The organism is Staphylococcus sp. GDB9P120P, from assembly GCF_017893435.1.
GTDB lineage: Bacteria > Bacillota > Bacilli > Staphylococcales > Staphylococcaceae > Staphylococcus > Staphylococcus cohnii.
Genome location: NZ_JAESNB010000008.1, coordinates 425,971 through 450,900, shown reverse-complemented (window position 1 = coordinate 450,900; position 24,930 = coordinate 425,971). Strand labels below are relative to the sequence as shown.

At 32.7% G+C, this 24,930-nt stretch carries 23 protein-coding genes and 1 riboswitch; of the genes, 13 read left to right on the top strand and 10 right to left on the bottom strand.

Going from position 1 to position 24,930, the window contains the following annotated elements:
- Positions 1 to 58: 58 nt before the first annotated feature.
- The 6 genes from phoU to KA856_RS07390 form a co-directional block, all read right to left on the bottom strand.
- Entirely contained in the window at positions 59 to 703 is a 645-nt protein-coding gene (gene phoU, locus KA856_RS07415) for a phosphate signaling complex protein PhoU (RefSeq protein WP_192945608.1), read from the bottom strand.
- A 3-nt stretch (positions 704 to 706) separates the two neighbouring features.
- Positions 707 to 1,588, bottom strand: coding sequence for a phosphate ABC transporter ATP-binding protein PstB (gene pstB, locus KA856_RS07410; protein ID WP_107523339.1), 882 nt, complete (start codon positions 1,586 to 1,588; stop codon positions 707 to 709).
- A 92-nt stretch (positions 1,589 to 1,680) separates the two neighbouring features.
- The gene (gene pstA / locus KA856_RS07405; RefSeq protein ID WP_192945609.1) at positions 1,681 to 2,592 is read right to left on the bottom strand and encodes a phosphate ABC transporter permease PstA; all 912 of its coding nucleotides are present in this window, start codon (positions 2,590 to 2,592) and stop codon (positions 1,681 to 1,683) included.
- A gap of 1 nt (position 2,593) precedes the next feature.
- Complete coding sequence (gene pstC, locus KA856_RS07400) at positions 2,594 to 3,523, bottom strand: phosphate ABC transporter permease subunit PstC (RefSeq protein ID WP_107383941.1); 930 nt, start codon at positions 3,521 to 3,523, stop codon at positions 2,594 to 2,596.
- 200 nt (positions 3,524 to 3,723) lie between these two features.
- A complete protein-coding gene (locus tag KA856_RS07395) occupies positions 3,724 to 4,683 on the bottom strand; it encodes a PstS family phosphate ABC transporter substrate-binding protein (protein WP_107383940.1) in 960 nt (319 codons plus the stop codon).
- Positions 4,684 to 5,010: 327 nt separating this feature from the next.
- Positions 5,011 to 5,910 (bottom strand): CvfB family protein, encoded by a 900-nt coding sequence (locus KA856_RS07390; RefSeq protein ID WP_210138586.1) that lies wholly within the window; start codon positions 5,908 to 5,910, stop codon positions 5,011 to 5,013.
- A 143-nt stretch (positions 5,911 to 6,053) separates the two neighbouring features.
- Between KA856_RS07390 and KA856_RS07385 the strand changes: the two genes are divergently transcribed.
- The 10 genes from KA856_RS07385 to lysA all read left to right on the top strand — a co-directional run bounded on the left by KA856_RS07385 (position 6,054) and on the right by lysA (position 18,043).
- Positions 6,054 to 7,658, top strand: coding sequence for an ABC-F family ATP-binding cassette domain-containing protein (locus tag KA856_RS07385; RefSeq protein ID WP_019468776.1), 1,605 nt, complete (start codon positions 6,054 to 6,056; stop codon positions 7,656 to 7,658).
- An 814-nt stretch (positions 7,659 to 8,472) separates the two neighbouring features.
- Positions 8,473 to 9,303 carry an aldo/keto reductase gene (locus KA856_RS07380; RefSeq protein WP_107523337.1) on the top strand — a complete coding sequence of 277 codons (831 nt, stop codon included), beginning with the start codon at positions 8,473 to 8,475 and terminating at the stop codon, positions 9,301 to 9,303.
- A gap of 172 nt (positions 9,304 to 9,475) precedes the next feature.
- Positions 9,476 to 9,654: riboswitch (Lysine riboswitch) on the top strand.
- A gap of 82 nt (positions 9,655 to 9,736) precedes the next feature.
- Positions 9,737 to 10,945, top strand: a complete 1,209-nt coding sequence (locus tag KA856_RS07375) for an aspartate kinase (protein ID WP_107523336.1) — start codon at positions 9,737 to 9,739, stop codon at positions 10,943 to 10,945.
- A 60-nt stretch (positions 10,946 to 11,005) separates the two neighbouring features.
- Positions 11,006 to 11,995 carry an aspartate-semialdehyde dehydrogenase gene (locus KA856_RS07370; protein ID WP_107385784.1) on the top strand — a complete coding sequence of 330 codons (990 nt, stop codon included), beginning with the start codon at positions 11,006 to 11,008 and terminating at the stop codon, positions 11,993 to 11,995.
- Position 11,996: 1 nt separating this feature from the next.
- A complete protein-coding gene (dapA, locus tag KA856_RS07365) occupies positions 11,997 to 12,884 on the top strand; it encodes a 4-hydroxy-tetrahydrodipicolinate synthase (protein WP_107385785.1) in 888 nt (295 codons plus the stop codon).
- Positions 12,881 to 13,603 (top strand): 4-hydroxy-tetrahydrodipicolinate reductase, encoded by a 723-nt coding sequence (gene dapB / locus KA856_RS07360; RefSeq protein WP_107383934.1) that lies wholly within the window; start codon positions 12,881 to 12,883, stop codon positions 13,601 to 13,603. Before dapA ends, dapB begins: the two co-directional genes overlap by 4 nt.
- A 22-nt stretch (positions 13,604 to 13,625) precedes the next feature.
- A complete protein-coding gene (dapD, locus tag KA856_RS07355; protein ID WP_107383933.1) occupies positions 13,626 to 14,345 on the top strand; it encodes a 2,3,4,5-tetrahydropyridine-2,6-dicarboxylate N-acetyltransferase in 720 nt (239 codons plus the stop codon).
- A gap of 201 nt (positions 14,346 to 14,546) precedes the next feature.
- Positions 14,547 to 15,704, top strand: coding sequence for an amidohydrolase (locus tag KA856_RS07350; protein WP_107383932.1), 1,158 nt, complete (start codon positions 14,547 to 14,549; stop codon positions 15,702 to 15,704).
- Positions 15,701 to 16,774, top strand: coding sequence for an alanine racemase (locus KA856_RS07345; protein WP_107385787.1), 1,074 nt, complete (start codon positions 15,701 to 15,703; stop codon positions 16,772 to 16,774). Before KA856_RS07350 ends, KA856_RS07345 begins: the two co-directional genes overlap by 4 nt.
- A 3-nt stretch (positions 16,775 to 16,777) precedes the next feature.
- Positions 16,778 to 18,043 (top strand): diaminopimelate decarboxylase, encoded by a 1,266-nt coding sequence (lysA, locus tag KA856_RS07340; protein WP_107383930.1) that lies wholly within the window; start codon positions 16,778 to 16,780, stop codon positions 18,041 to 18,043.
- Between the two features lie 166 nt (positions 18,044 to 18,209).
- On the opposite strand, the gene cspA is transcribed toward lysA, so the two are convergent.
- Complete coding sequence (gene cspA, locus KA856_RS07335) at positions 18,210 to 18,410, bottom strand: cold shock protein CspA (protein WP_001831260.1); 201 nt, start codon at positions 18,408 to 18,410, stop codon at positions 18,210 to 18,212.
- Positions 18,411 to 18,594: 184 nt separating this feature from the next.
- Positions 18,595 to 18,900: a regulatory protein MsaA gene (gene msaA, locus KA856_RS07330; protein WP_064208967.1), complete on the bottom strand. Its 306-nt coding sequence runs from the start codon at positions 18,898 to 18,900 to the stop codon at positions 18,595 to 18,597.
- Between the two features lie 332 nt (positions 18,901 to 19,232).
- On the opposite strand from msaA, the gene KA856_RS07325 reads away from it, so the two are divergent.
- From KA856_RS07325 to KA856_RS07315, 3 genes are read left to right on the top strand one after another with little or no spacing between them, the layout of a single operon-like run.
- Positions 19,233 to 19,502: an acylphosphatase gene (locus tag KA856_RS07325; RefSeq protein WP_107383929.1), complete on the top strand. Its 270-nt coding sequence runs from the start codon at positions 19,233 to 19,235 to the stop codon at positions 19,500 to 19,502.
- A 13-nt stretch (positions 19,503 to 19,515) separates the two neighbouring features.
- Positions 19,516 to 20,136: a 5-bromo-4-chloroindolyl phosphate hydrolysis family protein gene (locus tag KA856_RS07320; RefSeq protein ID WP_107383928.1), complete on the top strand. Its 621-nt coding sequence runs from the start codon at positions 19,516 to 19,518 to the stop codon at positions 20,134 to 20,136.
- A gap of 28 nt (positions 20,137 to 20,164) precedes the next feature.
- Positions 20,165 to 21,298: a toxic anion resistance protein gene (locus KA856_RS07315; RefSeq protein WP_210138585.1), complete on the top strand. Its 1,134-nt coding sequence runs from the start codon at positions 20,165 to 20,167 to the stop codon at positions 21,296 to 21,298.
- A gap of 273 nt (positions 21,299 to 21,571) precedes the next feature.
- Here KA856_RS07315 and brnQ3 read toward each other — a convergent pair whose 3' ends face one another.
- Positions 21,572 to 22,915, bottom strand: coding sequence for a branched-chain amino acid-like transporter carrier protein BrnQ3 (gene brnQ3, locus KA856_RS07310; RefSeq protein ID WP_107383926.1), 1,344 nt, complete (start codon positions 22,913 to 22,915; stop codon positions 21,572 to 21,574).
- A gap of 121 nt (positions 22,916 to 23,036) precedes the next feature.
- Complete coding sequence (locus tag KA856_RS07305) at positions 23,037 to 24,926, bottom strand: vWA domain-containing protein (RefSeq protein ID WP_192945610.1); 1,890 nt, start codon at positions 24,924 to 24,926, stop codon at positions 23,037 to 23,039.
- Positions 24,927 to 24,930: the final 4 nt, after the last annotated feature.

The window sequence follows — 24,930 nt, the reverse complement described above, 5'->3', positions numbered from 1 at the left end:
TAAGCAAGCCCTGTTTTACAACTGGATGTAGCTTATCTCGACACCGTGCTTTTGTATTTTAGTCATATGATTCGTAACGTTCACTTGTGACAAAGTAAAAAATACTTTCTGCAACATTGCTGATGTGGTCACCGATGCGTTCCAAATGTCTGGCTGCTAGATGTGCTTGTCCTGCAACAAAAGGATCATTATCTATTAAATAAGTTGTATTAACAATATTTTTATATAAATCATCAATATCTTCGTCACGTTCAATAATTTCCTTAATCAAGGTAACATCGTCTCTTTTTACTGCATCATCTAAATCTTTTAACATTAATAATGCAAGTTTACCCATTGTGTTCAATCTTGTAAGCACGTATTCATCGGTGATTTTAGCGCGTAATCTAATTTCTGCAATATTTGCAGCATTATCACCAATTCTTTCAAAATCAGAAGCAATTTTTAATGCAGCCATCATCAACCTTAAATCAGTAGCGATGGGCTGTTGTTTAGTAATTAACATAATTACTTTTTCATTTATTTCTGTTTCTAAGGCATTGATGTCTTTATCGTTCGCAATTGTTTCCCGCGCGTAATTTCTATCCTCTTCACTTAACGATTTTAATCCATATTCAATATTATAATATACGTGAAGGCCAAGTCGACGTAAATCTTTCATTAATGCGTCTAATTGGCCTTCATATTTCTCTCTAATAACCATATATTAACCGAAACGACCAGAGATATAATCTTCTGTTTGTTTATCAGATGGGTTAGAGAAGATTTTATCAGTGTCGTCGTATTCATTTACATAACCGTTAAGGAAAAATGCTGTTTTATCAGATACACGCGCAGCTTGTTGCATATTATGTGTAACGATAATGATCGAATATTTTTCTTTTAGTTCTTGTACGAGCTCTTCAACTTTTAACGTTGAAATTGGATCTAACGCAGATGTTGGTTCATCCATTAAAATAACATCTGGTTCAATTGCTAATGTACGTGCAATACAAACACGCTGTTGTTGGCCACCTGATAAGCTATATGCGTTTGTATCTAAGCGGTCTTTTAATTCATCCCATATTGCAGCCCCACGTAAAGATTTTTCTACAATTTCATCAAGAATCTTTTTGTTTTTAATACCATGTATTTTAGGTCCGTATGTGATATTATCATATATTGATTTTGGAAATGGGTTGGGTTGTTGGAACACCATTCCGACATTTGTTCTTAATTTTTCAACTGAATATTTTTCGTCGAAAATATTTTGATCACGATAAATGATTTTACCTGCTGTTTTAACAGATGGCACAAGTTCTACCATTCTATTTAATGTTTTGATATAAGTAGATTTACCACAACCTGATGGTCCTATAATAGCAGTGACATTATTTTCTAAGATATCTAGATTTATGTTTTTTAAAGCATGATTATCGCCGTACCATAAATCTAGATTTTTTGTAGAATAGACAATTTTTTTCTTACTATCAGGAATTTTATGTTCTTTGTTATCTGTGTTTCTATCAATGGATGCAATTGGTACTGAATTTTGATTCGTATGTTCCGCTATTTTTGTTTTTTCTTCTTTAATTGTATCTTTAGCCATAATTAAAACTCCTTTTACGGTTATTTTCAAACTATAAATTTATAATTTCTCCCCAAAATAACCGTTTAATTAAATTTGATTTTGAAATAACATTAATATTTTTTACTGTATTTGTTTCTCAAGAATATCGCAATTGCGTTCATTAGCAGTAAAATGACTAGCAAGACAATGATACCGGCAGACGCAACATTTTGGAATTCATCTTGTGGAAGTTTTGCCCAATTGTAAATCGACATAGGTAATGCTTGGAATTGGTCGAATACACTTGAAGGTAAACTTAATAAAACGGTCGGTATACCGATTAGTATGAGCGGTGCAGTTTCACCTAATGCACGTGATAATGCTAGAATGAAACCTGTTAGTATACCTGGAATAGCTGCTGGTAATACAACTCGACGTATTGTTTGCCATTTATTTCCACCTAAGCCATATGAAGCTTCTCTAACCGAATTTGGCACAGATCTGATAGCTTCCTGGCTTGCGACAATAATGACTGGTAATATTAGTAACGACATGGTTAATGCTGCCGCAAGTACTGAGTTACTTAAAGCAAGTGCTTCTATCCCCATACCTCTTACAAAAATAGTGAGTCCAAGTAAACCAAAAACTACTGAAGGCACGCCGGCTAAGTTTGAAATACTGACTTTAATAAAACTTGTAAATGCATTATCTTTGGCATATTCCTCTAAATAAATTGCTGTACCTACACCTAATACAATTGAAATGGGTATGATTGTAATCATCAACCAAATTGTACCGATTAAACCACCTTTCACACCTGCCATTGAAGGTGTTGAGGACGAGAAATTACTGAAGAATGACGGTGTTAAATGTCCTGCACCTTTAATGAATGTGTCTATGATTAGAGCTGCTAGAAAAAGTAAGGCTACTAAAGTACATGTAAAAAATGCCCATTTATTGAATTTATTTGTTGCTAATCTACTGGAAAGTTTTTTTTCAACTTTTTGTTGATTAACAAGCGCTTTAGTATTTGTCTCTCCCATATTAATACTCCTCTCTAAAGCGTTTCGTAATCCATTGTGAAATTAAATTCATCACAAGTGTGAATAAGAATAATGTGAAACCAACAGCATAGATACTGTAATAGATATCAGAGCCAAATGTCGCATCTCCTGTTGCCACTTGTACAATATATCCTGTCATAGTTTGGATTGACCCAGTTAAATCTAATGAGGAACTAGGTGTACTACCTGCAGCGAGTGATACGATCATCGTTTCCCCGATTGCACGAGAAATAGCTAATACGATAGACGCCATAATACCTGAAGTAGCGGCTGGTAATATTACTTTTGTTGCAACTTCAAATTTTGTTGCGCCTAAACCAAGTGCACCTTCACGTATTTTGTTTGGCACTGATGACATAGCATCTTCACTCATACTTGAAATCAACGGAATAATCATAACGCCTACGACAATACCAGGACTAATTGAGTTAAAGCTGCCTAACTCAGGAAATATTGAACGAAGTACAGGGGTAACAAATGTTAAAGCGAAAAAGCCGAAAACAATTGTTGGTATCCCAGACAATATTTCTAATATAGGTTTTATTATTTTTCTCACTCTAGTAGAAGCATATTCACTTAAATATAAAGCAGCTCCTAAACCAAGAGGAACAGCAACGATTGTTGCAATAGCTGTGATTTTAAGCGTACCTAAAATTAATGCCCAAATACCATATTGTGGTGTTGATGAGAATGGATTCCATTCTTTAGAAAATAGAAACTCAGTTATTGGAACACGTGTAAAAAATGTAATGGTTTCTGTTAATAATGTAACGATAATCCCTACTGTTGCTAAGATTGAGCAAATTGCAATGATTCCCAGAATGATCGGTACAATTTTATCGCTAATGCCTTTTTTCTTGCCATTATTTTTAGCAATCATTTCACTAACAGAAGTATTCTGATTAGCCATGTAAATACCCTTCTTTCGTATAGACTCCCAATATTTAAAATAAAGTTGGGACTGTTCTTCATCTAGCGTTTAGCAACATAGCGATTTTCACTATATTGTTAAACGCTAGATAAATTGAACTTGGAAGTAGATAGATAAATTTAATAACGTGTTTTGTCTATCTACTTCCTGAATCCCAACTTTAAAAATTGCTATTATGTTTATTTATCTTCTTTTTTGCTGTCTTTTTTGTCGCTATCTTTACCAATGATGTCTTTTAATTTACTTTGTTGTTCTGTGTAATCTTTTTCAGGTAAGGCAACAAATCCTGCTTCTTCAGCTGATTTCCCTTTATCCTTCATGACAAATTTCATGAAGTCTTGGAATCCTTCATTATCTTTTAATTTTTTCTCGTTAGTGTAGATATAAAGTGGTCTGCTTAATGCGTAAGAACCATCTTGGATTGTTTTCTTAGTTGGTTCTGTTAATTGACCATTTTCATCTTTGATTTTAACTTCTTTTAATTTGTCTTTATTTTGTTTATAGAAGTTATAACCAAAGTAACCGACACTGTCTTTGTTTTTCTCTACTGATTGGACAATTGTATTTGTATCAGCATTTTTTTCTGCTTTGATATCTTTTTTGTCCATAATTTCTTCAGAGAAGAAATCGTAAGTACCGTGTGATTGGTCAGGAGAGAATGCTTTAATTTCTTTATCTGGCCATTTTGAATTAACGTCTTTCCATGTTTTTGCTTTGCCTGAGTAGATTTCTCTTAATTGCTCTTTCGTAAGTTCATCTACAAAGTCATTTTCTTTATTTACTGTAATTGTTACACCATCTTGTGCAACTTTAAATTCATCATATTTAATGCCTTTATCATCTAATTTTTTCTTTTCTTCATCTTTTATAGGTCTAGATGCATTTGAGAAATCAGTGCTGCCTGAAATGAATTTTTCAAATCCACCACCAGTTCCCGATGTACCATTTGATACAGTTACATCTGAATTATCTTTAGCAAATTTTTCATTTAATTTTTCAATGATTGGACCTACAGTAGATGAACCGTCACCTTTAACTTCTCCACTTCCTTTACCAGAATCGCTATTTCCGCCGCCACAAGCTCCTAATAAAAGTGAAGCACCGATTACAGTAGTACCAAATAATTGCCATTTTTTCATTGAAACATCCTCCTAATAAGTGAATAACCCAAAAGTTATATGTATTTCTTACAGTTCCTATACTACACACCTTTTATTAAATACAAATATAGTTAATGTAAATGTTTTGTTAAGTATTTATTGACCTTGTTTACAAAATTCACAATGGTAGAATCTATGGCTTAAACTTTTGAATAAACCTTGATATGACAACATTTGTGGAAAAATGAATATTACAAAAAGCGCATGATTTGTAATATAAAAACAAAAAAATCCTGTCCTACATGTTGATTTATGTAGTACAGGATAAAATTATAAATATTTAAACACTATTTTATATAGAAAGAACTAGTCTTCAACTCTGCTACAACCTTTATTAGTTAACGCGATTTTGCCAGTTTCAATTGTTATAATTTTGTTTTTATATAAATGACCAATCGCACGTTTAAATGCGCCTTTACTCATATTAAATACTTCTTTAATAGCTTCAGGATTTGATTTGTCCCAAAACGGCAATTCGCCATCATATTCTACAAGTAAATTAAATATATGTTGACCATCTTCGTCAAGTCTTTCATGTGCAAATGGTAAAAACGAACCGTTGAGTTCCCCTTTTTCATTATGCCCTATAATTCGAACTTCTAGCTTTTCACCTAAGCGAGGTTCCGATTTACGTTCAGACTCATGGACGAATATTTTATAACCATCTTTGGATAGCATGAAGCTTCCGATTCTTAAAACTCTGTATGGTCTTGCTTCGATAACTTTATTCTGTAATGTATCATCGTTTACTGGTGTGTACATTGAATCAACAATTGTTTCAGTTGCTAGACGAGCAAACATGTTGTTTTCGCTATCAATACGTAAAGTAACTAATAATTCATCACCTTGTATTGGCCATACATCTTTTACTTTTGGTAAATCAATCCACGGGATTAAAACTTCCCTTGGAAGACCTACATCAACGTGTGCACCATCTCGATCGGTTTTTAAAACTTTCACAAAATCATATTTGCTAGTTGTAATGTCTGGCATATTTTGTGTAGCAAACAATGCGCCAGATCTATTAGGATAAATGAAAAAGCTATATTCCTCGCCTATGATTAAATTATCTTCTTCATTAACTTCTGACTGATTGAGTTTAACTTCTTCTCCGTTTGGTCCTTGTAACTTGTAAGTAGATCCTTCTAATCCAACAACTTCAAGAAATTCAATGGAACCTACAATATTTTTCTCTTCTTGGGCCATACTGTTCTCCTTCGTACTTAAATTTATTCTTATCTATTATAACATGCCATAAAGAAACAAGCATCAACTCATTGTGAATGGTCGAAACTCCCTCTTAAGTGTGTTATAATTTGTCCGGTAGATTAACGTAAAGGAGCAAATGCATGTTACAAGTTACTGATGTGAGTTTACGATTTGGTGATCGTAAATTATTCGAAGATGTAAATATTAAATTTACAGAAGGAAATTGTTATGGTTTGATTGGAGCTAATGGTGCTGGAAAATCGACATTTTTAAAGATTTTATCTGGCGAGTTGGATGCTCAATCAGGTCATGTATCTATGGGGAAAGACGAACGTTTAGCAATCTTAAAACAGGATCACTTTGCATATGAAGAAGAACGTGTGATTGATGTTGTCATTAAAGGACATGAACGTCTATATGAAGTAATGAAAGAAAAAGATGAAATTTATATGAAACCGGATTTCAGTGATGAAGACGGTATCAGAGCTGCAGAATTAGAAGGTGAATTTGCTGAAATGGACGGCTGGAATGCCGAAGCAGATGCAGGTTCTTTATTATCTGGATTAGGTATATCTGCAGATTTACAAGATAAAAAAATGGCTGAATTAGAAAATAACCAAAAAGTAAAAGTATTATTAGCCCAAAGTCTGTTCGGTAAACCTGATGTACTTCTACTTGATGAACCGACCAATGGTTTAGATATCCCTGCGATAAGCTGGTTAGAAGATTTCTTAATCAATTTTGAAAATACAGTGATTGTGGTATCACATGATAGACACTTTTTAAATAATGTATGTACACATATTGCAGACTTAGATTATGGAAAAATAAAAGTATACGTAGGTAACTATGATTTTTGGTATCAATCAAGTCAATTAGCAATGAAAATGGCACAAGAACAAAACAAGAAAAAAGAAGAAAAGATTAAAGAATTGCAAGATTTCGTTGCTCGTTTCTCTGCAAATGCATCTAAATCTAAACAAGCAACAAGCCGTAAAAAGCAACTAGAAAAAATTGAACTAGATGATATTCAACCTTCTTCACGTCGTTACCCTTATGTGAAATTCACGCCAGAACGTGAAATTGGTAATGATTTACTATTTGTTGAAAATGTATCAAAAACAATAGATGGTAATAAAGTGTTAGATAATATTTCATTTACAATGAACCCTAATGATAAAGCAGTTTTAATTGGAGATAGTGAAATTGCGAAAACGACATTACTCAAAATATTAGCTGGTGAAATGACGCCAGACGAAGGAACTGTAAAATGGGGTGTTACGACTTCACGTAGTTACTTCCCTAAAGATAACTCTGAATACTTCGAAGGTGTAAATATGAACCTTGTTGATTGGTTACGTCAATATGCGCCTGAAGATGAACAAACAGAAACATTCTTAAGAGGCTTCTTAGGCCGCATGTTATTTAGTGGTGAAGAAGTTAAGAAAAAAGCGAGTGTTTTATCTGGTGGAGAAAAAGTGCGTTGTATGTTAAGTAAAATGATGTTATCTAGTGCGAATGTTCTATTACTAGATGAACCAACAAACCACTTAGATTTAGAAAGTATTACTGCAGTAAACGATGGTTTGAAAAATTTCAAAGGTTCAATGATTTTCACGTCGTATGACTTTGAATTTATCAACACAATCGCGAACCGAGTAATTGACTTAAATCCTACTGGCGGTTTATCAAAAGAAATATCTTATGAAGCTTATTTACAGGAAACTGGTGTATTAAATAAATAAGACCATTAAAAAAATAGAAGTATATTAGTCAACATATAGATTAAAAGTATTGCATATTTCAATGGTAAATTAGATAGCAAATAGCGTTATTAATCATATATGAAAAATACCATCAATGGATGAAATCATATGTTAAAGCTGAGATATTAATATATATCAGCTTAGACTGTCGACAAAGTATTCGCTTTGTTGGCAGTTTTTTTGTGCACGCTTTCCGCGGGCACTGCCTTTGCCTGTAGTCTTCGGCTAGTGCTCTTCCCGCAGGAGTCGGCCCAAATTACTGCCAATATCACACTAAAAACACTATTAATTCAGAGAATATTTTGTCTCAAGTCAATGTGACAAACAATCAAAGAAATTGTGGAAAAAGATACTTTTCTCTCCCAAATTGAAAAGTATTGTTGATACTGTAAAGAAACAATATAATTTGCGAAGTCAAACAATTGAGAGAAGATTTGGCGATATAAAAGAACACATGGTATGCGATGAACGAAATATAGACGTCATGACAAAGTTTCTATGCATACCATGATAATTTGCGTTACCACGAATCTTTAAAAAATGGCAATATGGTTAGTAAAATGGCCAATAATGGTCTGAAATACCCCTACTATTTTGAAAAAGCTATGTAAATAGACAATAGACAAACCCTTCGCAAATTAATGCAAAGGGTTTGTCTATGTTCTGAAGCTGAGATATTGATTTATCTCAGCTTTTTTTGTTTATAGTCTTCTCCCCTATGAAGACTAAATATTAGGCATAAATGGTTATGCATTATATAATCAAAGACATATATCGTTATGGAGGTATGTAAATGGAACAGTTAAATATGTTAGATGGACAAGTGATTCCTCAAATTGGGTTTGGTACATATAAGTTAAATGGTGCGCATGGTGCACATGCAATTGTGAATGCATTAGAACAAGGTTATCGTTTGTTAGATACAGCTTATAATTATGAGAATGAAGGAACAGTTGGTAAAGCAATCGAGATGAGCAGTGTTTCACGAGATCAAATTATGATTACTTCAAAATTGCCTGGACGTTATCAATCTTACGACGATGCACTGACTGCAATTCAGGAATCAATTTATCGCTTAGGTGTTGAGTATCTTGATTTATATTTAATTCACTGGCCTAATCCTAAACAAGGTAAATATGTTGAAGCTTGGCAAGCAATGATTGCAGCACAAAAAGCGGGCTTAATAAAATCGATTGGTGTGTGTAATTTTTTACCAGAACATATCGAAACACTACAACAAGAAACTGGTGTTCTGCCAGCAGTAAACCAAATTGAATTACACCCGTATTTCAATCAAGAAGCATTAGTTCAATACAACACATCCAAAGGAATTGTTACTCAAGCATGGAGCCCATTAGGTCGTGCTTCTAGTGTTATTGATGATGAAAATCTGGTCGAAATTGCTAAAAAACATAATAAAACAATTCCTCAAGTTATATTAAAATGGCATATTCAAAATGGTGTTGTGCCTATTCCGAAATCTACAACTGTATCAAGACAACTGCAAAATATGGATATTTTTGACTTTTATCTTGATAGTAATGATATTGAGAAAATCAATGCATTAACACGTACAGATGGCAGACGTAAAGACCAAGATCCGGCCACTTATGAAGAATTTTAAATTAATAGTTCATACATTTGAATATTTAAATTTTAATATATATATAATTACACTTATTTAGCAAAACGTTAATAAAACGGTTTAATTTTTCAGTAAATTTAAAAAACTTTGTAAAAGCGGTTTACAGTATATATAAGCATATGTATAATATGATTCATAAACAAAATTAAATAAGTTTTGATGAGGCGCATCAATCATTAGTAAATTTTAGAAGAACCTGTCTGCTAGCAGCTAATTTTGAAAGGGTGAGATGCCGAAACAGTTATAATAGCAGCTTATAACAAGTTGGACTTTATGGTTAAGAGCTAAGAGTCTGTCATTATTTTAAAATAATGGAGTGCATCACTTGTATATAAATTATAGAACAGGTTCGCATTCCGGACTTGTTCTTTTTTTATATCACTGTGATTCTCCCCTATCAAATGAGGAGGATATGGAATTGGAAAGAAGTGTTTTGAAATTTGGAGGTTCTTCCGTAAGTGATTTTACTAAAATTAAAAATATAGCAGGCATGTTAAAAACAAGAGTTGATGAAGGCGAACAACTTATCGTTGTCGTTAGTGCAATGGGAAAAACAACAGATGAGCTTATGGCTAATGTTTCAACGCTTACTACGACACCTAAAGATCAAGAATTAGCCTTGCTATTAACAACCGGTGAACAACAGACCGTTTCCTATTTGTCGATGGTATTAAATGATATCGGTGTAAACGCAAAAGCGATGACTGGATATCAAGCAGGAATTAAAACGGTTGGGCATCATTTGAAAAGTAAAATTGCTGAAATCAATCCTAGTACATTTGAACAAGCTTTTGAAAACAATGATGTACTAGTGATAGCAGGGTTTCAAGGTATTAATGATGAATTAGAAATAACTACCTTAGGTCGTGGCGGCTCAGACACGACTGCTGTAGCTTTAGCTGCAAGTAATCAAACGACTTGTGAGATATATACTGATGTAGATGGTGTATATGCGACAGATCCAAGGGTTTACAAAGATGCGAAACGATTAGCATATGTATCTTATGAGGAAATGATGGAGATGAGTGCTTTAGGTGCAGGTGTACTTGAAACTAGGAGTGTGGAGATAGCAAATAATTATAACATCCCACTGTATTTAGGAAGAACTTTATCAAATGTGAAAGGAACATGGATTATGTCACAAGCAGAATTATTAGAAAAAAAAGCAGTTACTGGTGTAGCATTAGATACACACATGTTACACGTTACAATTAGTTATCCCCTACCGGACAATAGATTATTGACGGATTTATTCAATCTTTTAGAAGAAGGATCAGTCAATGTGGATATGATTTCTCAAATCATTAATTTAGAAGGGTTGCAAATGTCTTTTACGATAAAAGATACAGATGCTGTTCAAATAACAAACATCTTAGATGTGTTAAAAGAAAGATTTAATGCATTAGACTTCAAGATTAACGAAGGATACGTTAAACTTTCATTAATTGGTTCTGGTATGCGAGATATGTCTGGTGTTGCTTCAAAAGCATTTATCACATTGATTGAAAATGATATTGCTTTTTATCAAACCACCACATCAGAAATTAGTATTTCATGTGTAATAGATTCCGAAAATGGTGAACGTGCAGTTCATGCCTTATATCAAACTTTTGATATCTGAATTTTCTAAATATAATTAATTTTTAAAAACTTATAAAAATGAAAATGGAGTGTATATTCTATGACAAAATTAGCAATAGCAGGCGCAACTGGTTTAGTAGGAAGAAAAATGTTAGAAACATTAGATCGTAAAAATGTACCGTTTGATGAATTAGTATTGTTTTCTTCAGCACGTTCAGCAGGAGAAGAAATTGAATTCCAAGGCAAAACGTATACTGTTAAAGAATTAACTGAAGAGGCTGCAAGTGAACATTATGATTATGTTTTAATGAGTGCCGGTGGAAGTACAAGTGCCCACTTCTCCCCTATTTTTGAACAAGCTGGTGCCATTGTTATTGATAATTCTAGTCAATGGAGAATGGCAGATGACATTGATTTAATTGTACCTGAAGTTAATGAACCTGTTTTAAACAGAAAGATTATCGCTAATCCAAATTGCTCTACTATTCAATCAGTTGTACCTTTAAAAGTATTACAAGAAGCATTTGGCCTAGAGCGTGTAGCTTATACAACATATCAAGCAGTTTCAGGTTCTGGTGTAAAAGGTAGACAAGACTTATCTGAAGGTGCGAATGGTAAAGACCCGGAAGCATACCCTCACCCTATCTATAATAATGTGTTGCCACATATTGATAGTTTTTTAGAAAATGGGTATACAAAAGAAGAACAAAAAATGATTGATGAGACTAGAAAAATTTTAAAAGATGATAATTTAAAAGTAACAGCAACTTGTGTACGTGTACCTGTTCAAGATAGTCACAGTGTACATATGAGCGTTACGCTTGAAAGTGAAAGTTCAGTTCAAGCGATTCAGCAACTCTTTGACAATGATCAACGCGTTGTACTTATTGATAATCCAGAACAAAATGAATATCCATTGGCGGTTAACGCTACTGGCAAAGATGAAATTTTTGTTGGTAGAATTCGTCGAGATGATTCATTAGATAATACTTTCCATGTTTGGTGTACTTCAGACAATTTACTAAAAGGTGCGGCTTTAAATGCAGTACAAGTTCTAGAACAAGTAATGAGTTTGAAAGGAGTAAAATAAAATGGGACATATTTTTGAAGGTGTAGGTGTTGCTCTAACAACACCGTTTACACACAATGAAGTTGATTTAAATGCGCTTAGAAGACATGTAAAATATTTATTAGAAAATAATGCGAAATGTATTGTGGTTAATGGTACAACAGCCGAAAATCCTACTTTAACAGATGAAGAAAAAGATCAAGTGTTGGAGACAGTTGTTAATTATGTAGATGGTAAAGTGCCAGTTATCGCTGGAACGGGTACAAATAATACTCAAAAATCTATCCAAGCTTCAGTACGTGCGAGAGAAATTGGTGCAGATGGTATTATGTTGATTACGCCCTACTATAATAAAACAAATCAACGTGGATTGATTGAACATTTTACAACTATAGCTAACGCAGTAAAATTACCTGTCATTTTGTATAATGTACCTTCACGTACGAACATGACTATTAATCCAGAAACAGTTGAAACATTAAGTGATAATGAATATATTGTAGCGATAAAAGATGCTACTAATGATTTTGAATATATGGATGAATTGAAAAAACGATTAGATTTAAATAACTTTGCTTTGTACAGCGGTAATGATGATAATGTGGTTGATTATTTTGAAAAAGGTGGTCACGGTGTCATTTCTGTTGCAGCAAATGTAATTCCTAATGCGTTCCAGTCTTTATTCGAAGCAAAACAAAGTGGAAAAGATATCAATTCACAATTTCAACCAATTCAAACACTATTAGATGCATTAGCTGTTGATGTCAATCCTATTCCAATCAAAGCATTAACAGCGGTTGAAGGGTTTGGTAATTATGAAGTACGCCTCCCATTAGTGAAGCTTCAAGATGCAGAACGTCAAACGTTAGAGCAAGCATACGAACAATTTAAAGCAGGTGACAATACATGAAGATTGTTTTAATAGGCTATGGAGCCATGAATCAACGGGTAGCAAGATTAGCTGAAGAAAAAGGACATCAAATTGAAGGTGTGATTGTACCTAATTCCTCAAAATCATATCCTTATCCAACGTACCAAAGTATTTCAGACGTTAAAGATGCTGATGTCGCAATTGATTTTTCAAATCCAGAGTTATTGTTGCCTTTGTTAGACGATGAATTTAATTTGCCATTAGTTATCGCAACAACTGGAGAAAAAGAAAAAATTATTGCAAAATTAAAAGAATTAAGTAGTGAAATGCCAGTATTTTTCAGTGCAAATATGAGTTATGGGGTTCACGCATTAACTAAAATTTTGGAAGCTGCTGTTCCCCTACTTCAAGATTTTGACATTGAACTTACAGAAGCACATCATAATAAAAAAGTGGACGCGCCTAGTGGTACATTAGTAAAACTTTATGATGTAATTGAGTCTTTACGTGAAAAGACAACACCAGTTTACGACAGACATGAAATAAATGAAAAGCGTTCCCAAGATGAAATTGGTATTCACTCAATACGTGGTGGTACGATTGTTGGGGAACATGATGTTTTATTTGCAGGTACTGATGAAACAATAGAAATCACCCACCGCGCTCAATCAAAAGATATTTTTGCTAATGGAGCGATTGGTGCAGCAGAAAAATTAATTAATAAATCAAATGAATTTTATACATTTGATAATTTATAACTTTTAAGGAGCGAATTAAATTATGGTACAACATTTAACGGCAGAAGAAATTATTCAATATATAAGTGATGCAAAGAAATCTACACCACTTAAAGTTTATGTGAATGGTCAGTTTGACAAAGTAACGTTCCCTGACAGCTTTAAAGTGTTTGGTGGTTCTGATTCTAAAGTAATCTTTTGTGAAGCGGATGATTGGAAGCAATTTTATGAAAATAATCAATCAGTGATTGATGAATTAGAAGTTGAGATGGACCGTCGTAATTCAGCAATTCCATTAAAAGACTTAACTAATACTAATGCACGTATTGAACCTGGTGCATTTATTCGTGAACAAGCTACTATTGAAGATGGCGCAGTAATTATGATGGGTGCTACTATCAACATCGGTGCTGTAGTTGGTGAAGGAACAATGGTAGACATGAACGCAACACTTGGCGGTCGTGCTACTACGGGCAAAAACGTCCATGTTGGAGCTGGTGCAGTATTAGCTGGTGTAATTGAACCGCCTAGTGCATCACCAGTGGTCATTGAAGATGACGTACTCATTGGTGCAAATGCAGTGATTCTTGAAGGTGTTCGTGTTGGTGAAGGTTCTATTGTTGCAGCTGGTGCAATCGTTACGCAAGATGTCCCTGCTGGATCTGTAGTTGCTGGAACACCAGCAAAAGTAATTAAGCAAACAAGTGAAGTTGAAGATTCAAAAAGAGAAATCGTTTCAGCACTAAGAAAATTAAATGATTAATTAATAAAAACTGAAATTTTAATATTTATAGGAGGTTTTAGACGACATAACATGCAATCATTGATAAATACATTTATTTTAATGTATATATCAATATGCAACTATGCAAGTCGTCTAACCTCCTTTTTATACATAAATCTTCTTAATTGAGCATTAATTTATACCTATACATATTACAATAACTAAAAGGATTTGATTTTAATGAATGAGTTAGAATTTGTTACAACCCATAGACGTCACTTACATCAACATCCAGAATTAAGCCTCCATGAATTTGAAACCACTAAATATATTGCAGCATTTTTAGATGATCTTAATATCGAATATCATCGGCCACTGGAAACGGGTTTGATTGCCTATCTTCCTGGTAATGGTAATCATACGATTGCTTATCGCGCGGATATAGATGCCTTACCTATTTATGAAGAGAATGACATCCCGTATCGTAGTAAAACTGATAATGTTATGCACGCATGTGGGCATGATGGACATACAACTGCATTAATGCTATTTGTTAAACGATGTAAATCTATGGCAGATCAAGGTACACTACCTCAAAATATTGTATTTATCTTTCAGCCAGCTGAAGAAACTGGAGGTGGCGCAAATCGTTTAATCCGTGCAGGCGCTTTTGATAAATACCCTATCGAAGCTATATTTGGTATTCACGTAATGCCTTTTGAAGATGAAGGTCGAGTTGTGATTCGTGACGAAGAAATTACAGCAAGTGCCACAGAATATCGTTTTTATTTAACTGGTCTATCAAGTCATGTTGCGGACAAAGAGCAAGGACATTCTGCTGGAGAAGCGCTACAGCATGTTTTAAGTCAAGTTGGTCAGATACAACAATTCCATTTAAATGGGTTAAAGAGAAATATTGTACATATGGGTCATTTTGAAGCTGGAGAAGCCATAAATACAGTTCCTAGCAATGGTTATTTAGAAGGTACAATTAGAACTTATGATGTCTATGATTTGGAAACTGTTAAACAGCAAATGAACAAAATTGCTGAAAGTGTAAAATTATTGTTTGATGTTGATTGTGAAGTGAAGTTTGAAGAAGGCTATCCGCCAACATATAATTCACCTGAATTACGTAAACATGTTGAAAATGGTCTGAACATTGCCAACTTAACAATAGTAGACAAGCCCACACCGTATTTATTTGGCGAAGATTTTAGCTTTTATAGTCAACTTGCACCTAGTTATTTTATTTTTGTCGGTGTACGAGACGAGTCAAATGGTTTTGTAACAGGGTTGCATACTGCCCATTTAAATTTTAATGAACATATGTTAATTAAAATTGTAGATTATTATGAAGCGATTTTAAAATCCTACAGTGAGGTGGAAACACAATGACAGCAATATGGTCTGTTGATGCTCAACGATTTTATAATAATGCGCTTAAAGTAATCCAAAATAATCAAATTATGGCAGTAGTTAAAAATAATGCTTATCATTACGGATTGGAATTTGCTGTACAGCAATTTTTAAAAGCAGGTATCAATACCTTTAGTACGACTTCCTTAAGAGAAGCAGTTCGCATTAGACAATTAGCCCCTAATGCAACAATTTTTTTAATGAATGCGGTGTATGAATTTGATAAAGTACGAGATTATCAGATTCAAATGACCCTCCCCTCATTAAACTTCTATTATGAACATATTGAAGATTTACAAGGTATTCAAGTGCATTTAGAATTTGAAAATTTACTTCACCGTTCAGGTTTGAAAAATATTGATGAAATAAGAGAAGTGATACATCATCATATGAAAAATGCAAATAAAAATAAAATGCATATCGCTGGTTTATGGACCCACTTTGGATATGCTGATGAATTTGATGTATCTGAATATAACGTAGAGCGTAAGGCTTGGTTAGATATTGTTAGTACATTAATAGACGAAGGTTATCACTTTGATATGATACATGCACAAAACAGTGCAAGCTATTATAGAGAAAACGGGGTGCTTGAAAACCATACACATGCGCGAGTCGGTATTGCGCTTTATGGCTCTAGACCTTATCAAACAATTGATGTAAATGCGATTGAACAATCATTGACTGTAAAAGGTAATGTCATCCAAATTCGTGAAGTAAATGAAGGAGATTATTGTGGCTATAGTTTTGCATTTGAAGCTAAACATGATCATACAAAATTAGCAGTAGTTGATATTGGCTATGGAGATGGTATTCTTAAGTCAAGAGCAAAACATGAGGCACTTATCAATGGCAAGCGTTACCCTATTCGTGCGTTGATGATGAGTCATATGTTTGTTGAAGTTGATCATAACGTGCATGCACAAGACGAAGTAATATTATATAATAATGATATTCGTGTTGATGAGTTTACATTTAAAGGTGTTGGCGCGAATTCTGAACAATTAAGTGCAATGAATCATGACTCACTAATAAAGGAGTATAGATAAATTATGGTAGTAGAATATAATGATCGTGGCGAGTTAACAATGGGAGGTACAAGTCTTAAAACAATAGCACAAAGTTTCGGTACCCCTACGATTGTTTATGACGAAGATCAAATCAGAACACAAATGCAACGATTTCACTCTGCTTTTCAGAAAAGTGGATTGAACTATAACATTTCATATGCTTCTAAAGCATTTACCTGTCTACAAATGGTGAAATTAGTACAAGAAGAAGGTCTTGAACTTGATGTAGTATCTGAAGGAGAACTGTATACAGCATTGGAGGCAGGTTTTGATCCACAGCATATACATTTTCATGGTAACAACAAGACAAAACATGAGATACAGTATGCATTAGAAAGTCAAGTTGGTTACATCGTTATTGATGCTTTAGAAGAAATAGAACTCATCGATAAGTATGCGAGTGAAACGGTTAATGTCGTATTACGTTTAAACCCTGGTGTAGAAGCACATACTCATGAATTTATTCAAACTGGTCAGGAAGATAGTAAATTTGGTCTGTCAATTAAACATGGGTTGGCAATACAAGCAGTTGAAAAAGTAAAAAACACTAAGCATTTAAAATTAAAAGGCGTTCACTTTCATGTAGGATCACAAATTGAAGGCACAGAAGCAATGATTGAAACTGCAAAAATAGTAATTCAATGGTTAAAAGAAAATGCTATAAATGTTGAGCTGATTAACTTGGGTGGTGGCTTCAGTATTAAATATGTTGAGGGTGATGTTAGTTTCCCTATCGAAACAGGTATTACTGAAATCACTGATGCAATTAAACAATTTTCAACTGAATTCGACTACCCTCTTCCTGAAATTGGAATAGAGCCTGGGAGATCCATTGTTGGAGAAGCTGGTATAACATTATATGAAGTTGGCACAATCAAAGAGATTCCCAATGTTAACAAATATGTATCGGTAGATGGTGGTATGAGTGATCATATCCGTACTGCGTTATATGACGCACAGTATGAAGCATTGTTAGTTAATAGAAATGAGCCTAAAGATGAAACTGTAACAATTGCTGGTAAACTTTGTGAGTCTGGAGATATTATAATTAAAGATGCTAAGTTACCTAGTACAGTTAAGCGTGGTGACTATCTAGCAGTATTATCAACTGGTGCCTATCATTATTCCATGGCTTCTAATTATAACCAAATGCAAAAGCCATCAGTATTCTTTTTAAAAGATAGTAAAGCGAGAGAAGTTATAAAACGACAATCATTGCGACAATTAATAATAAATGATACAAAATAACTTGTTAGTATTATAAAGAACCAAACATATTTAAAAGCTCTTTTTAAAGTACTCGATTTACGAGTATTCACTTTAAAAAGAGCTTTTTAAGTTACAATTTATTAATTTGTATATTAAAAAAGAACCTTTAACAAGGTTCTTTTTATAGTCAATATTGCAATCTATATTATAGTTTTACAACGTTCGCAGCTTGAGGACCGCGGTCGCCTTCAACTACTTCAAATTCAACTGATTGACCTTCTTCTAATGATTTGTAACCTTCTTGGTTAATCGCTGAGAAGTGTACGAATACATCGTTTTCTCCTTCTACTTCGATAAAACCAAATCCTTTTTCAGCGTTAAACCATTTTACTGTACCTTGTTTCATAAATGTGAAACCTCCAAGACTAATATTCATTCAATATGCATTATTCGCATATTACAAAAAATACAATTTCACAGTGTAAATCTGTCTTACAATATTCTTTGCAATATGGAATAAAACAATTGCTTGACTCATATTATAAGCCATAATAGCTGAAAATGCAATGCAATTATGAAAAAACAATTTATTAAACAATCGGTAATTTATAATAAACTTCATTATTATTTAAAACAATATAACTATAAAAAATCTGTAAATCTTCATCACAATCTTCACAAAATCCTAATTCACAATTATTATAAAATGCATGAATATTGTATTTACCAACTAGGAAATTATCATAATGCCTTTTACTATTTTCAATGATTGATTGATAGTAATTTAGCATTTTCTCATAGTTTTCAAAATGATATTGTTCTACGATATGATCAGTCCAGTCACTAAATAACCACCAGCCTTCATAATCAGCTCGAATTTTTGCAACTGTCCACATGTAAATTACACCCTTTCACTTTCAACTTCATATTTTAACTTCGTCAAATACATTTTTCGTTCATTATCAACATTATATTAAGTTTGATTTATTACGTTCATTTTGATTTATTTGCAAATATTAGCTATATGTATGTAATGTATTAAAAGAATACATTTATTCATCGATACTCAAATGATATTGCTAAATAGCTATGTGTAATATTTTAACTGTATCATACACAAAATCAAGTTATCTGTTTCATACTTTTGACGGATAGACAATTGTTGTTCAGACAAAAATATTAGTTTTGTATGACAAAATTTCGTATAATGATAATAAGAGGTGATTATATGCAATGCAAACATATTAAAGTATTCGGTATAGTGCAAGGTGTTGGTTTTCGCTATTATACTGAGAAGATAGCAAGAAAATATAATGTTGTGGGTACTGTTCAAAATATATCTGATTATGTAGAGATTTATGCCCAAAGTGATGAGACATCACTAACTTCATTTATTAACGCTATCATTGAGGGTGCTTCACCTGCTTCTCAAGTTGAAGATTATGAAATTGAAGAAATAGAAACGAACCCATCATGGAAAAATTTTAGTACATTATAAAGGAAGATGAAGTTTGAGATATAATATTTCGCGAATTTATGGGACCATTATTGCTTTTCCAATAGCAGTTATCGCGTGGATTTCTAGTATATTTGCATTAGAATTAAATTTTATTTTTGATTTTCTTATTTCTGCAGTAGCGTTTATAGCATTCTACTTCCCTACTCAGCGTTTAACTTCTAGAAAATATTTAAATGAAATTGGCTTAACACGAAGAGATTATCATTTTGTAAATAGTCAATTAAATAATGCTCAAGACAAGATAAGAAGAATTTTAAAATCTTTTGTTAATGTGAGATCAATCAAAGATTTTAGACAAGTAAATGAAATATATAGATTATCTCGAGCTATTTACTTTGCTGTTAAACAACAACCCAGAATGTTTTTTAAAGTAGAAAGTTTTTTCTACTCTCATATTGATAATGCATTGAATCTCATTGAATCTTATACGAGATTAGCAAAATCTCCAAAAAAATCTGAAGAAGAAAAGCAAAAGTTAGCACAAACTCGTATCACATTAGATGAAGTTAAACGAACTTTAGTAGCGGACTTAAAGAGAATTAATGAAGAAGACTATAGTCAATTAGATATAGAAATGGAATTAAATAAAATTGAACAAAAAAGGCATAAGTAAATTACATGAAGAAATGGAGTGAAATTAAATGGTAAGAGAACAAGACTTTTTAAATTCGCATCCATTGGATAAATATATTGATGAACAATCAGCAAATGAATCGGAAATTATCAACAGCACAAAACAATTTACTCAAGAAGATCAACAGAAAATTGATGAATTGAGTAAACAAATAAAACCAATGGATAATGATAGCTTATTAAATTATGGTACTACTGCACAATCTGATATGTCTCAATTCTCACAACGTATTCTTAATGAGGTAAAAACTACAGATGTTGGCCCTGTTGGGGAATCCTTAAATGGATTGATGAGCAAACTTAAATCAGTAAACCCAGATGAGTTAAACCCAGAAAATCAATCGAAATTAAAACGTATTTTCAGAAGAACAAAAGCATCAGTAAATGAAATTTTTTCAAAAATGCAATCTGTCGGTTCTCAAATTGATCGTATTTCTATTGAATTAGACAAACATAAAAATAATTTAAATAAAGATATAGGAATGCTAGATGAATTGTATAATTTAAATAAAGCGTATTTTGATGAATTAACACTGTATATTGAAGCTGCTAAAAGAAAGCAACAAGTACTCCAACAGGAAGATGTGCCTAAATTAAACGCACAAGCTGAATCTACAGGTAATCAAATGGATGTTCAAGCTGTATCAGATATGGAACAGTTTATAGATAGATTAGATAAACGTATTTATGACTTACAACTATCCAGACAAATTGCTATACAAACAGCACCTCAAATTCGAATGATTCAAAATGTAAACCATGCCTTAGCAGAAAAGATTCAAAGTTCCATTTTAACGAGCATTCCTTTATGGAAAAATCAAATGTCAATTGCTTTGACGTTAATGAGACAACGCAATGCAGTTTCTGCACAGAAAGCAGTAACAGATACAACGAATAATTTGTTACTCAAGAATTCAGAACTATTAAAACAAAATGCAGTTGCTACAGCTACTGAAAATGAACGTGGTGTCGTTGATATTGAGACCTTAAAAACAACACAACAAGATATTATTGATACGATTGAACAAACGCTCCAAATTCAAGAACAAGGTCGAAATAAACGTAGACAAGCAGAAACTGAATTAAACCAATTAGAAACAGAAATGAAGAATCAATTATTAGGTATGAAACAGGAAAAATAAAAAGAATTTAAAATATAAGTTTATAAAAAAGCCTGTGAATGCATTCCTTGATTCATTCACAGGCTTTTTTCTTGAATAGAAGATTTTGTTTTGTATGTTATACCATTGTCTTAAATTGTAATCAAGAAATCATTTTTCTCATCAGTAATATGCCAAGTTTCGTATGATGAATCTATCCCAATATACAGCAAACGTCAATTTCTATTAAAATAATATAGAAATTGACGTTTATTTATTAATGAAGGATAACGATACCCTAGCTGTTTGATTATATTATTCTTTTTCGTAAACGATAGTTTCTTGTTTTTTAAACAATGGCGCTACAATATAACCAATAATTGTAGTAATAACTGCAATTGGGAACCACTCTAATGAATAATCTTTCAATGGTAAGTTATCAATAAGGCCTAATTTAATCCACCCTTGAGTATGCACCACACTAAGGATCGAAACAATGGAAACCACCGCTACAGGAATTTGCTGTGCAATTGGTTTTGTTGGAACAAAACGTGCAATTAATATTAGTAGTACTGAAGTGATAGCTACTGGATATACAATACTTAAAACTGGAACTGACATCGTAATCACTGAGTTTAATCCTTGGTTTGCTAAAATAAAACTCACTAATGTGAAGATGATAACGTAAGTTTTGTATGAAATTCTCGGGAATATTCTATTAAAATACTCTGAAACAGATACAATCAATCCACAAGCAGTTGTTAAACAAGCAAGTGCTACGATAATACCTAGCAAGTACTTCCCAAAAGCACCAAATCCAGTGCTTGCCATTGTTGTTAGTAAATATGTACCAATATTTTGATCATTAGCAATTAAACTTGCAACTTTCTCTTGCGGTACAGCCATGTGGTTACCTATAAATCCTAAAGAAATATAAATGAACATAAGTGCAACTGCAGCAATAATACCAGCTAATAGTGTTTGTCTGAAAATTTTATTAGCATGCGTGACACCAGTCGCTTTAACCGCATTAACTACAATCATTGAAAAAGCAATGGCAGCAATAGCATCCATCGTTAAATAACCATTAGTAAATCCTTGAGAAAATCCTGCAAAATTAGAAGTGAAAGCTTCAGCTGCTTGACTATGTGTATTGCTACCATAATCAACAAACCCTTTGATAATCATCGCTAAAATAGTAATCAATAATAAAGGTGTTAACAATGAACCGATGCGATCTACCATTTTATTTGGATTGATACATAAATATAAAACTACTAAAAAGTAAATAATTGTAAATATAAACAATGCTAAACTGCTATTAGTATGGGCAATTGGTGTAATTGTCATTTCAAATGACGTTGATGCAGTACGTGGTATTGCAAAAAGTGGTCCTATTGTTAAATATATGATAATTAAGAATACAACAGAGAATTTTGGCGAAATTTTATTCAAAGAACCAATATAACCTTGTTTATCTAAAGCACCAACGACTACCCCTAATAATGGTAATCCTATACCTGTTAAAGCAAATGCTAATATGGAAGGCCAAAAGAATTGACCGCTATCTAAACCTAAATTTGGTGGAAATATAAGATTCCCTGCTCCGAAAAACATAGCGAACAGTGTAAACCCTATAATCCATGTATTTTTATTCATAAATCGTTCTCCTTCTTGCCTATAAAATAATATTTACTATTCTATCACGATTTATAAGAATGCGTCTATATAAATTTCTGAATATTTCAATTTATGTGTGATTTTATAAATAAATTACGTACTAAAAAGATTTTAATAATAATTTTTTAAGTAATGGTGCAAGATGGCTTGGTAGATTTTCTACACCTTCTACGAAAATTGCATAGTTACCATAAATATTATGAATTGTTTCTTCAACATCTTCTGTAATTGGGTCTTGACTTAAAAATACATTGAAAACTTCAATTCCTAATTTACGAGCTGTTTCCACTGCTTCATAAGTATCAAGAATACCATCTTGACTATAATTATAAGCTGATGGCTCACCATCAGAGAATACGATTAGAAAACGCTGATTATGCGCTCTGCGCATTAAACGTTCACTTCCAATTCTAATTGCCACACCGTCTCTATTATCATCTTGAGGTTCTAGGGCCATTATTCTAGGTCCTTCTCGTTTTATAGTTGATTGATCATAAGCTATAATCTCATCAATGATATTAGGTTGTTTTGTATCGTCAGCATCAAATGCATCTTCATTAAATGCTAAAATTTCGTGTTTTACATTTAATGATTTTAACGTTTCATGAAATAAAACGACACCTTTGATTGTTTCAGACATTTTATCCTGCATACTTGCCGAAGCATCCACTAACAATGTGAATGTTGCATCAAAAGTTTGGCTTAAATCTTGCTTTTTATAAAATAATTTATATTGATCATCAATAAACCAATTTAATAAATTTTTTTGTAATCGTCCTTTGGTTAGATTTCGACGCTCATCTTGGTATTCTCTATCTATTGTTTTTTTGATAATTTGTATCAAATCTTTTGTTTCAAATTGTACTTCGTTTTCAACATCGTGATATTCATTTTGAAATTCAGGTCGTATTTCAGGTACGTTCCATTTAACGTCTACGTTTGCATTTATGCCTTTTAATGCAAAAATAGAATTATTGCCGATTGATCCGCCCTCATCACTTTCAACTTGGTTTGTGGAACCTTTACCTTTCTTTGTTTGCATATCTGTCATATTATCACCACTATCACCTTCTCTGGCAGTGTCATTATCACCAACAACATCACTATTTTCACCTTCATGAAGTTCCATTTCTAAATATGCACCACCTTGTGAAGCACTATCTTGATGATTGGATTCTATATCTTCACTGACACTCTCTTCATCATGATCATTATTTGAAGCATTATCAGTATTACTTGCATCTGTTCGTTTTAAATCTTCAAAATTAAGCTCATGAATTGCCTCATATACTTTTTTAGGTAAATGATAATATTCGTTTAGCATATCTTCATTTAAGATATCATCAATTTGAAACATGATTCGTTCAGCTAAGTACAAATTATCCTCAGAAGAATCGTTATAGAAAAAATTAGGTAGATATTGATACATATTTAACAGAATATCATCAATTTGTGGACCAATTTGAGGTACGTCGTAAAAGTTTTCAGTTAAAAATGAAGATTCTAAATATAAAAAGAGCAAATCTGTAAATGTCTTTTTTGTTTTATATACATTAATTTGAGTACGTGTATAGCTTAATCTAACTTCATTGCGCATGTGAATTGCATCTTTAGTAGATGGTCGTTGCTTAACAATTTCATTCAATACTCTTTTATCTTCTAGTAATTTAAACAGTTGTTGAAAAAATTTTGGATGTTTAAACGTATCATTGTGAATAACTTCGTTGACTACTGTTTCATCCATTAATTGGTAGCCATAAGCTGCGAGCATAACATCTGTTTTAAGCCCTGTTGTTTCAATATCTTTTTTTCTATGTGACCAAAAAGAACTCGTTATTAACATATTATTGATTGGATCGTAATATGGGAATTTTTGAATTTTAACTTGTGTTTGTTCATTTTTAAGTAATAATCGAGCTAAATCTTGTAGCATCATCACTTGCTTTGCATCTAGCTGTTCATCATTAAATAATATAAAACGATCGCTCATAAAT

Coding starts and splice junctions, on each gene's coding strand:
- KA856_RS07305 (WP_192945610.1), bottom strand. CDS start 24,926: ATGAGCGATCGTTTTATATTATTTAATGATGAACAGCTAGATGCAAAG.
- KA856_RS07380 (WP_107523337.1), top strand. CDS start 8,473: ATGGAACAGTTAAATATGTTAGATGGACAAGTGATTCCTCAAATTGGG.
- KA856_RS07375 (WP_107523336.1), top strand. CDS start 9,737: ATGGAATTGGAAAGAAGTGTTTTGAAATTTGGAGGTTCTTCCGTAAGT.
- dapA (WP_107385785.1), top strand. CDS start 11,997: ATGGGACATATTTTTGAAGGTGTAGGTGTTGCTCTAACAACACCGTTT.
- KA856_RS07370 (WP_107385784.1), top strand. CDS start 11,006: ATGACAAAATTAGCAATAGCAGGCGCAACTGGTTTAGTAGGAAGAAAA.
- KA856_RS07350 (WP_107383932.1), top strand. CDS start 14,547: ATGAATGAGTTAGAATTTGTTACAACCCATAGACGTCACTTACATCAA.
- KA856_RS07395 (WP_107383940.1), bottom strand. CDS start 4,683: ATGAAAAAATGGCAATTATTTGGTACTACTGTAATCGGTGCTTCACTT.
- KA856_RS07385 (WP_019468776.1), top strand. CDS start 6,054: ATGTTACAAGTTACTGATGTGAGTTTACGATTTGGTGATCGTAAATTA.
- KA856_RS07345 (WP_107385787.1), top strand. CDS start 15,701: ATGACAGCAATATGGTCTGTTGATGCTCAACGATTTTATAATAATGCG.
- dapB (WP_107383934.1), top strand. CDS start 12,881: ATGAAGATTGTTTTAATAGGCTATGGAGCCATGAATCAACGGGTAGCA.
- dapD (WP_107383933.1), top strand. CDS start 13,626: ATGGTACAACATTTAACGGCAGAAGAAATTATTCAATATATAAGTGAT.
- lysA (WP_107383930.1), top strand. CDS start 16,778: ATGGTAGTAGAATATAATGATCGTGGCGAGTTAACAATGGGAGGTACA.
- pstA (WP_192945609.1), bottom strand. CDS start 2,592: ATGGGAGAGACAAATACTAAAGCGCTTGTTAATCAACAAAAAGTTGAA.
- pstB (WP_107523339.1), bottom strand. CDS start 1,588: ATGGCTAAAGATACAATTAAAGAAGAAAAAACAAAAATAGCGGAACAT.
- KA856_RS07315 (WP_210138585.1), top strand. CDS start 20,165: ATGGTAAGAGAACAAGACTTTTTAAATTCGCATCCATTGGATAAATAT.
- KA856_RS07390 (WP_210138586.1), bottom strand. CDS start 5,910: ATGGCCCAAGAAGAGAAAAATATTGTAGGTTCCATTGAATTTCTTGAA.
- msaA (WP_064208967.1), bottom strand. CDS start 18,900: ATGTGGACAGTTGCAAAAATTCGAGCTGATTATGAAGGCTGGTGGTTA.
- phoU (WP_192945608.1), bottom strand. CDS start 703: ATGGTTATTAGAGAGAAATATGAAGGCCAATTAGACGCATTAATGAAA.
- KA856_RS07325 (WP_107383929.1), top strand. CDS start 19,233: ATGCAATGCAAACATATTAAAGTATTCGGTATAGTGCAAGGTGTTGGT.
- cspA (WP_001831260.1), bottom strand. CDS start 18,410: ATGAAACAAGGTACAGTAAAATGGTTTAACGCTGAAAAAGGATTTGGT.
- brnQ3 (WP_107383926.1), bottom strand. CDS start 22,915: ATGAATAAAAATACATGGATTATAGGGTTTACACTGTTCGCTATGTTT.
- pstC (WP_107383941.1), bottom strand. CDS start 3,523: ATGGCTAATCAGAATACTTCTGTTAGTGAAATGATTGCTAAAAATAAT.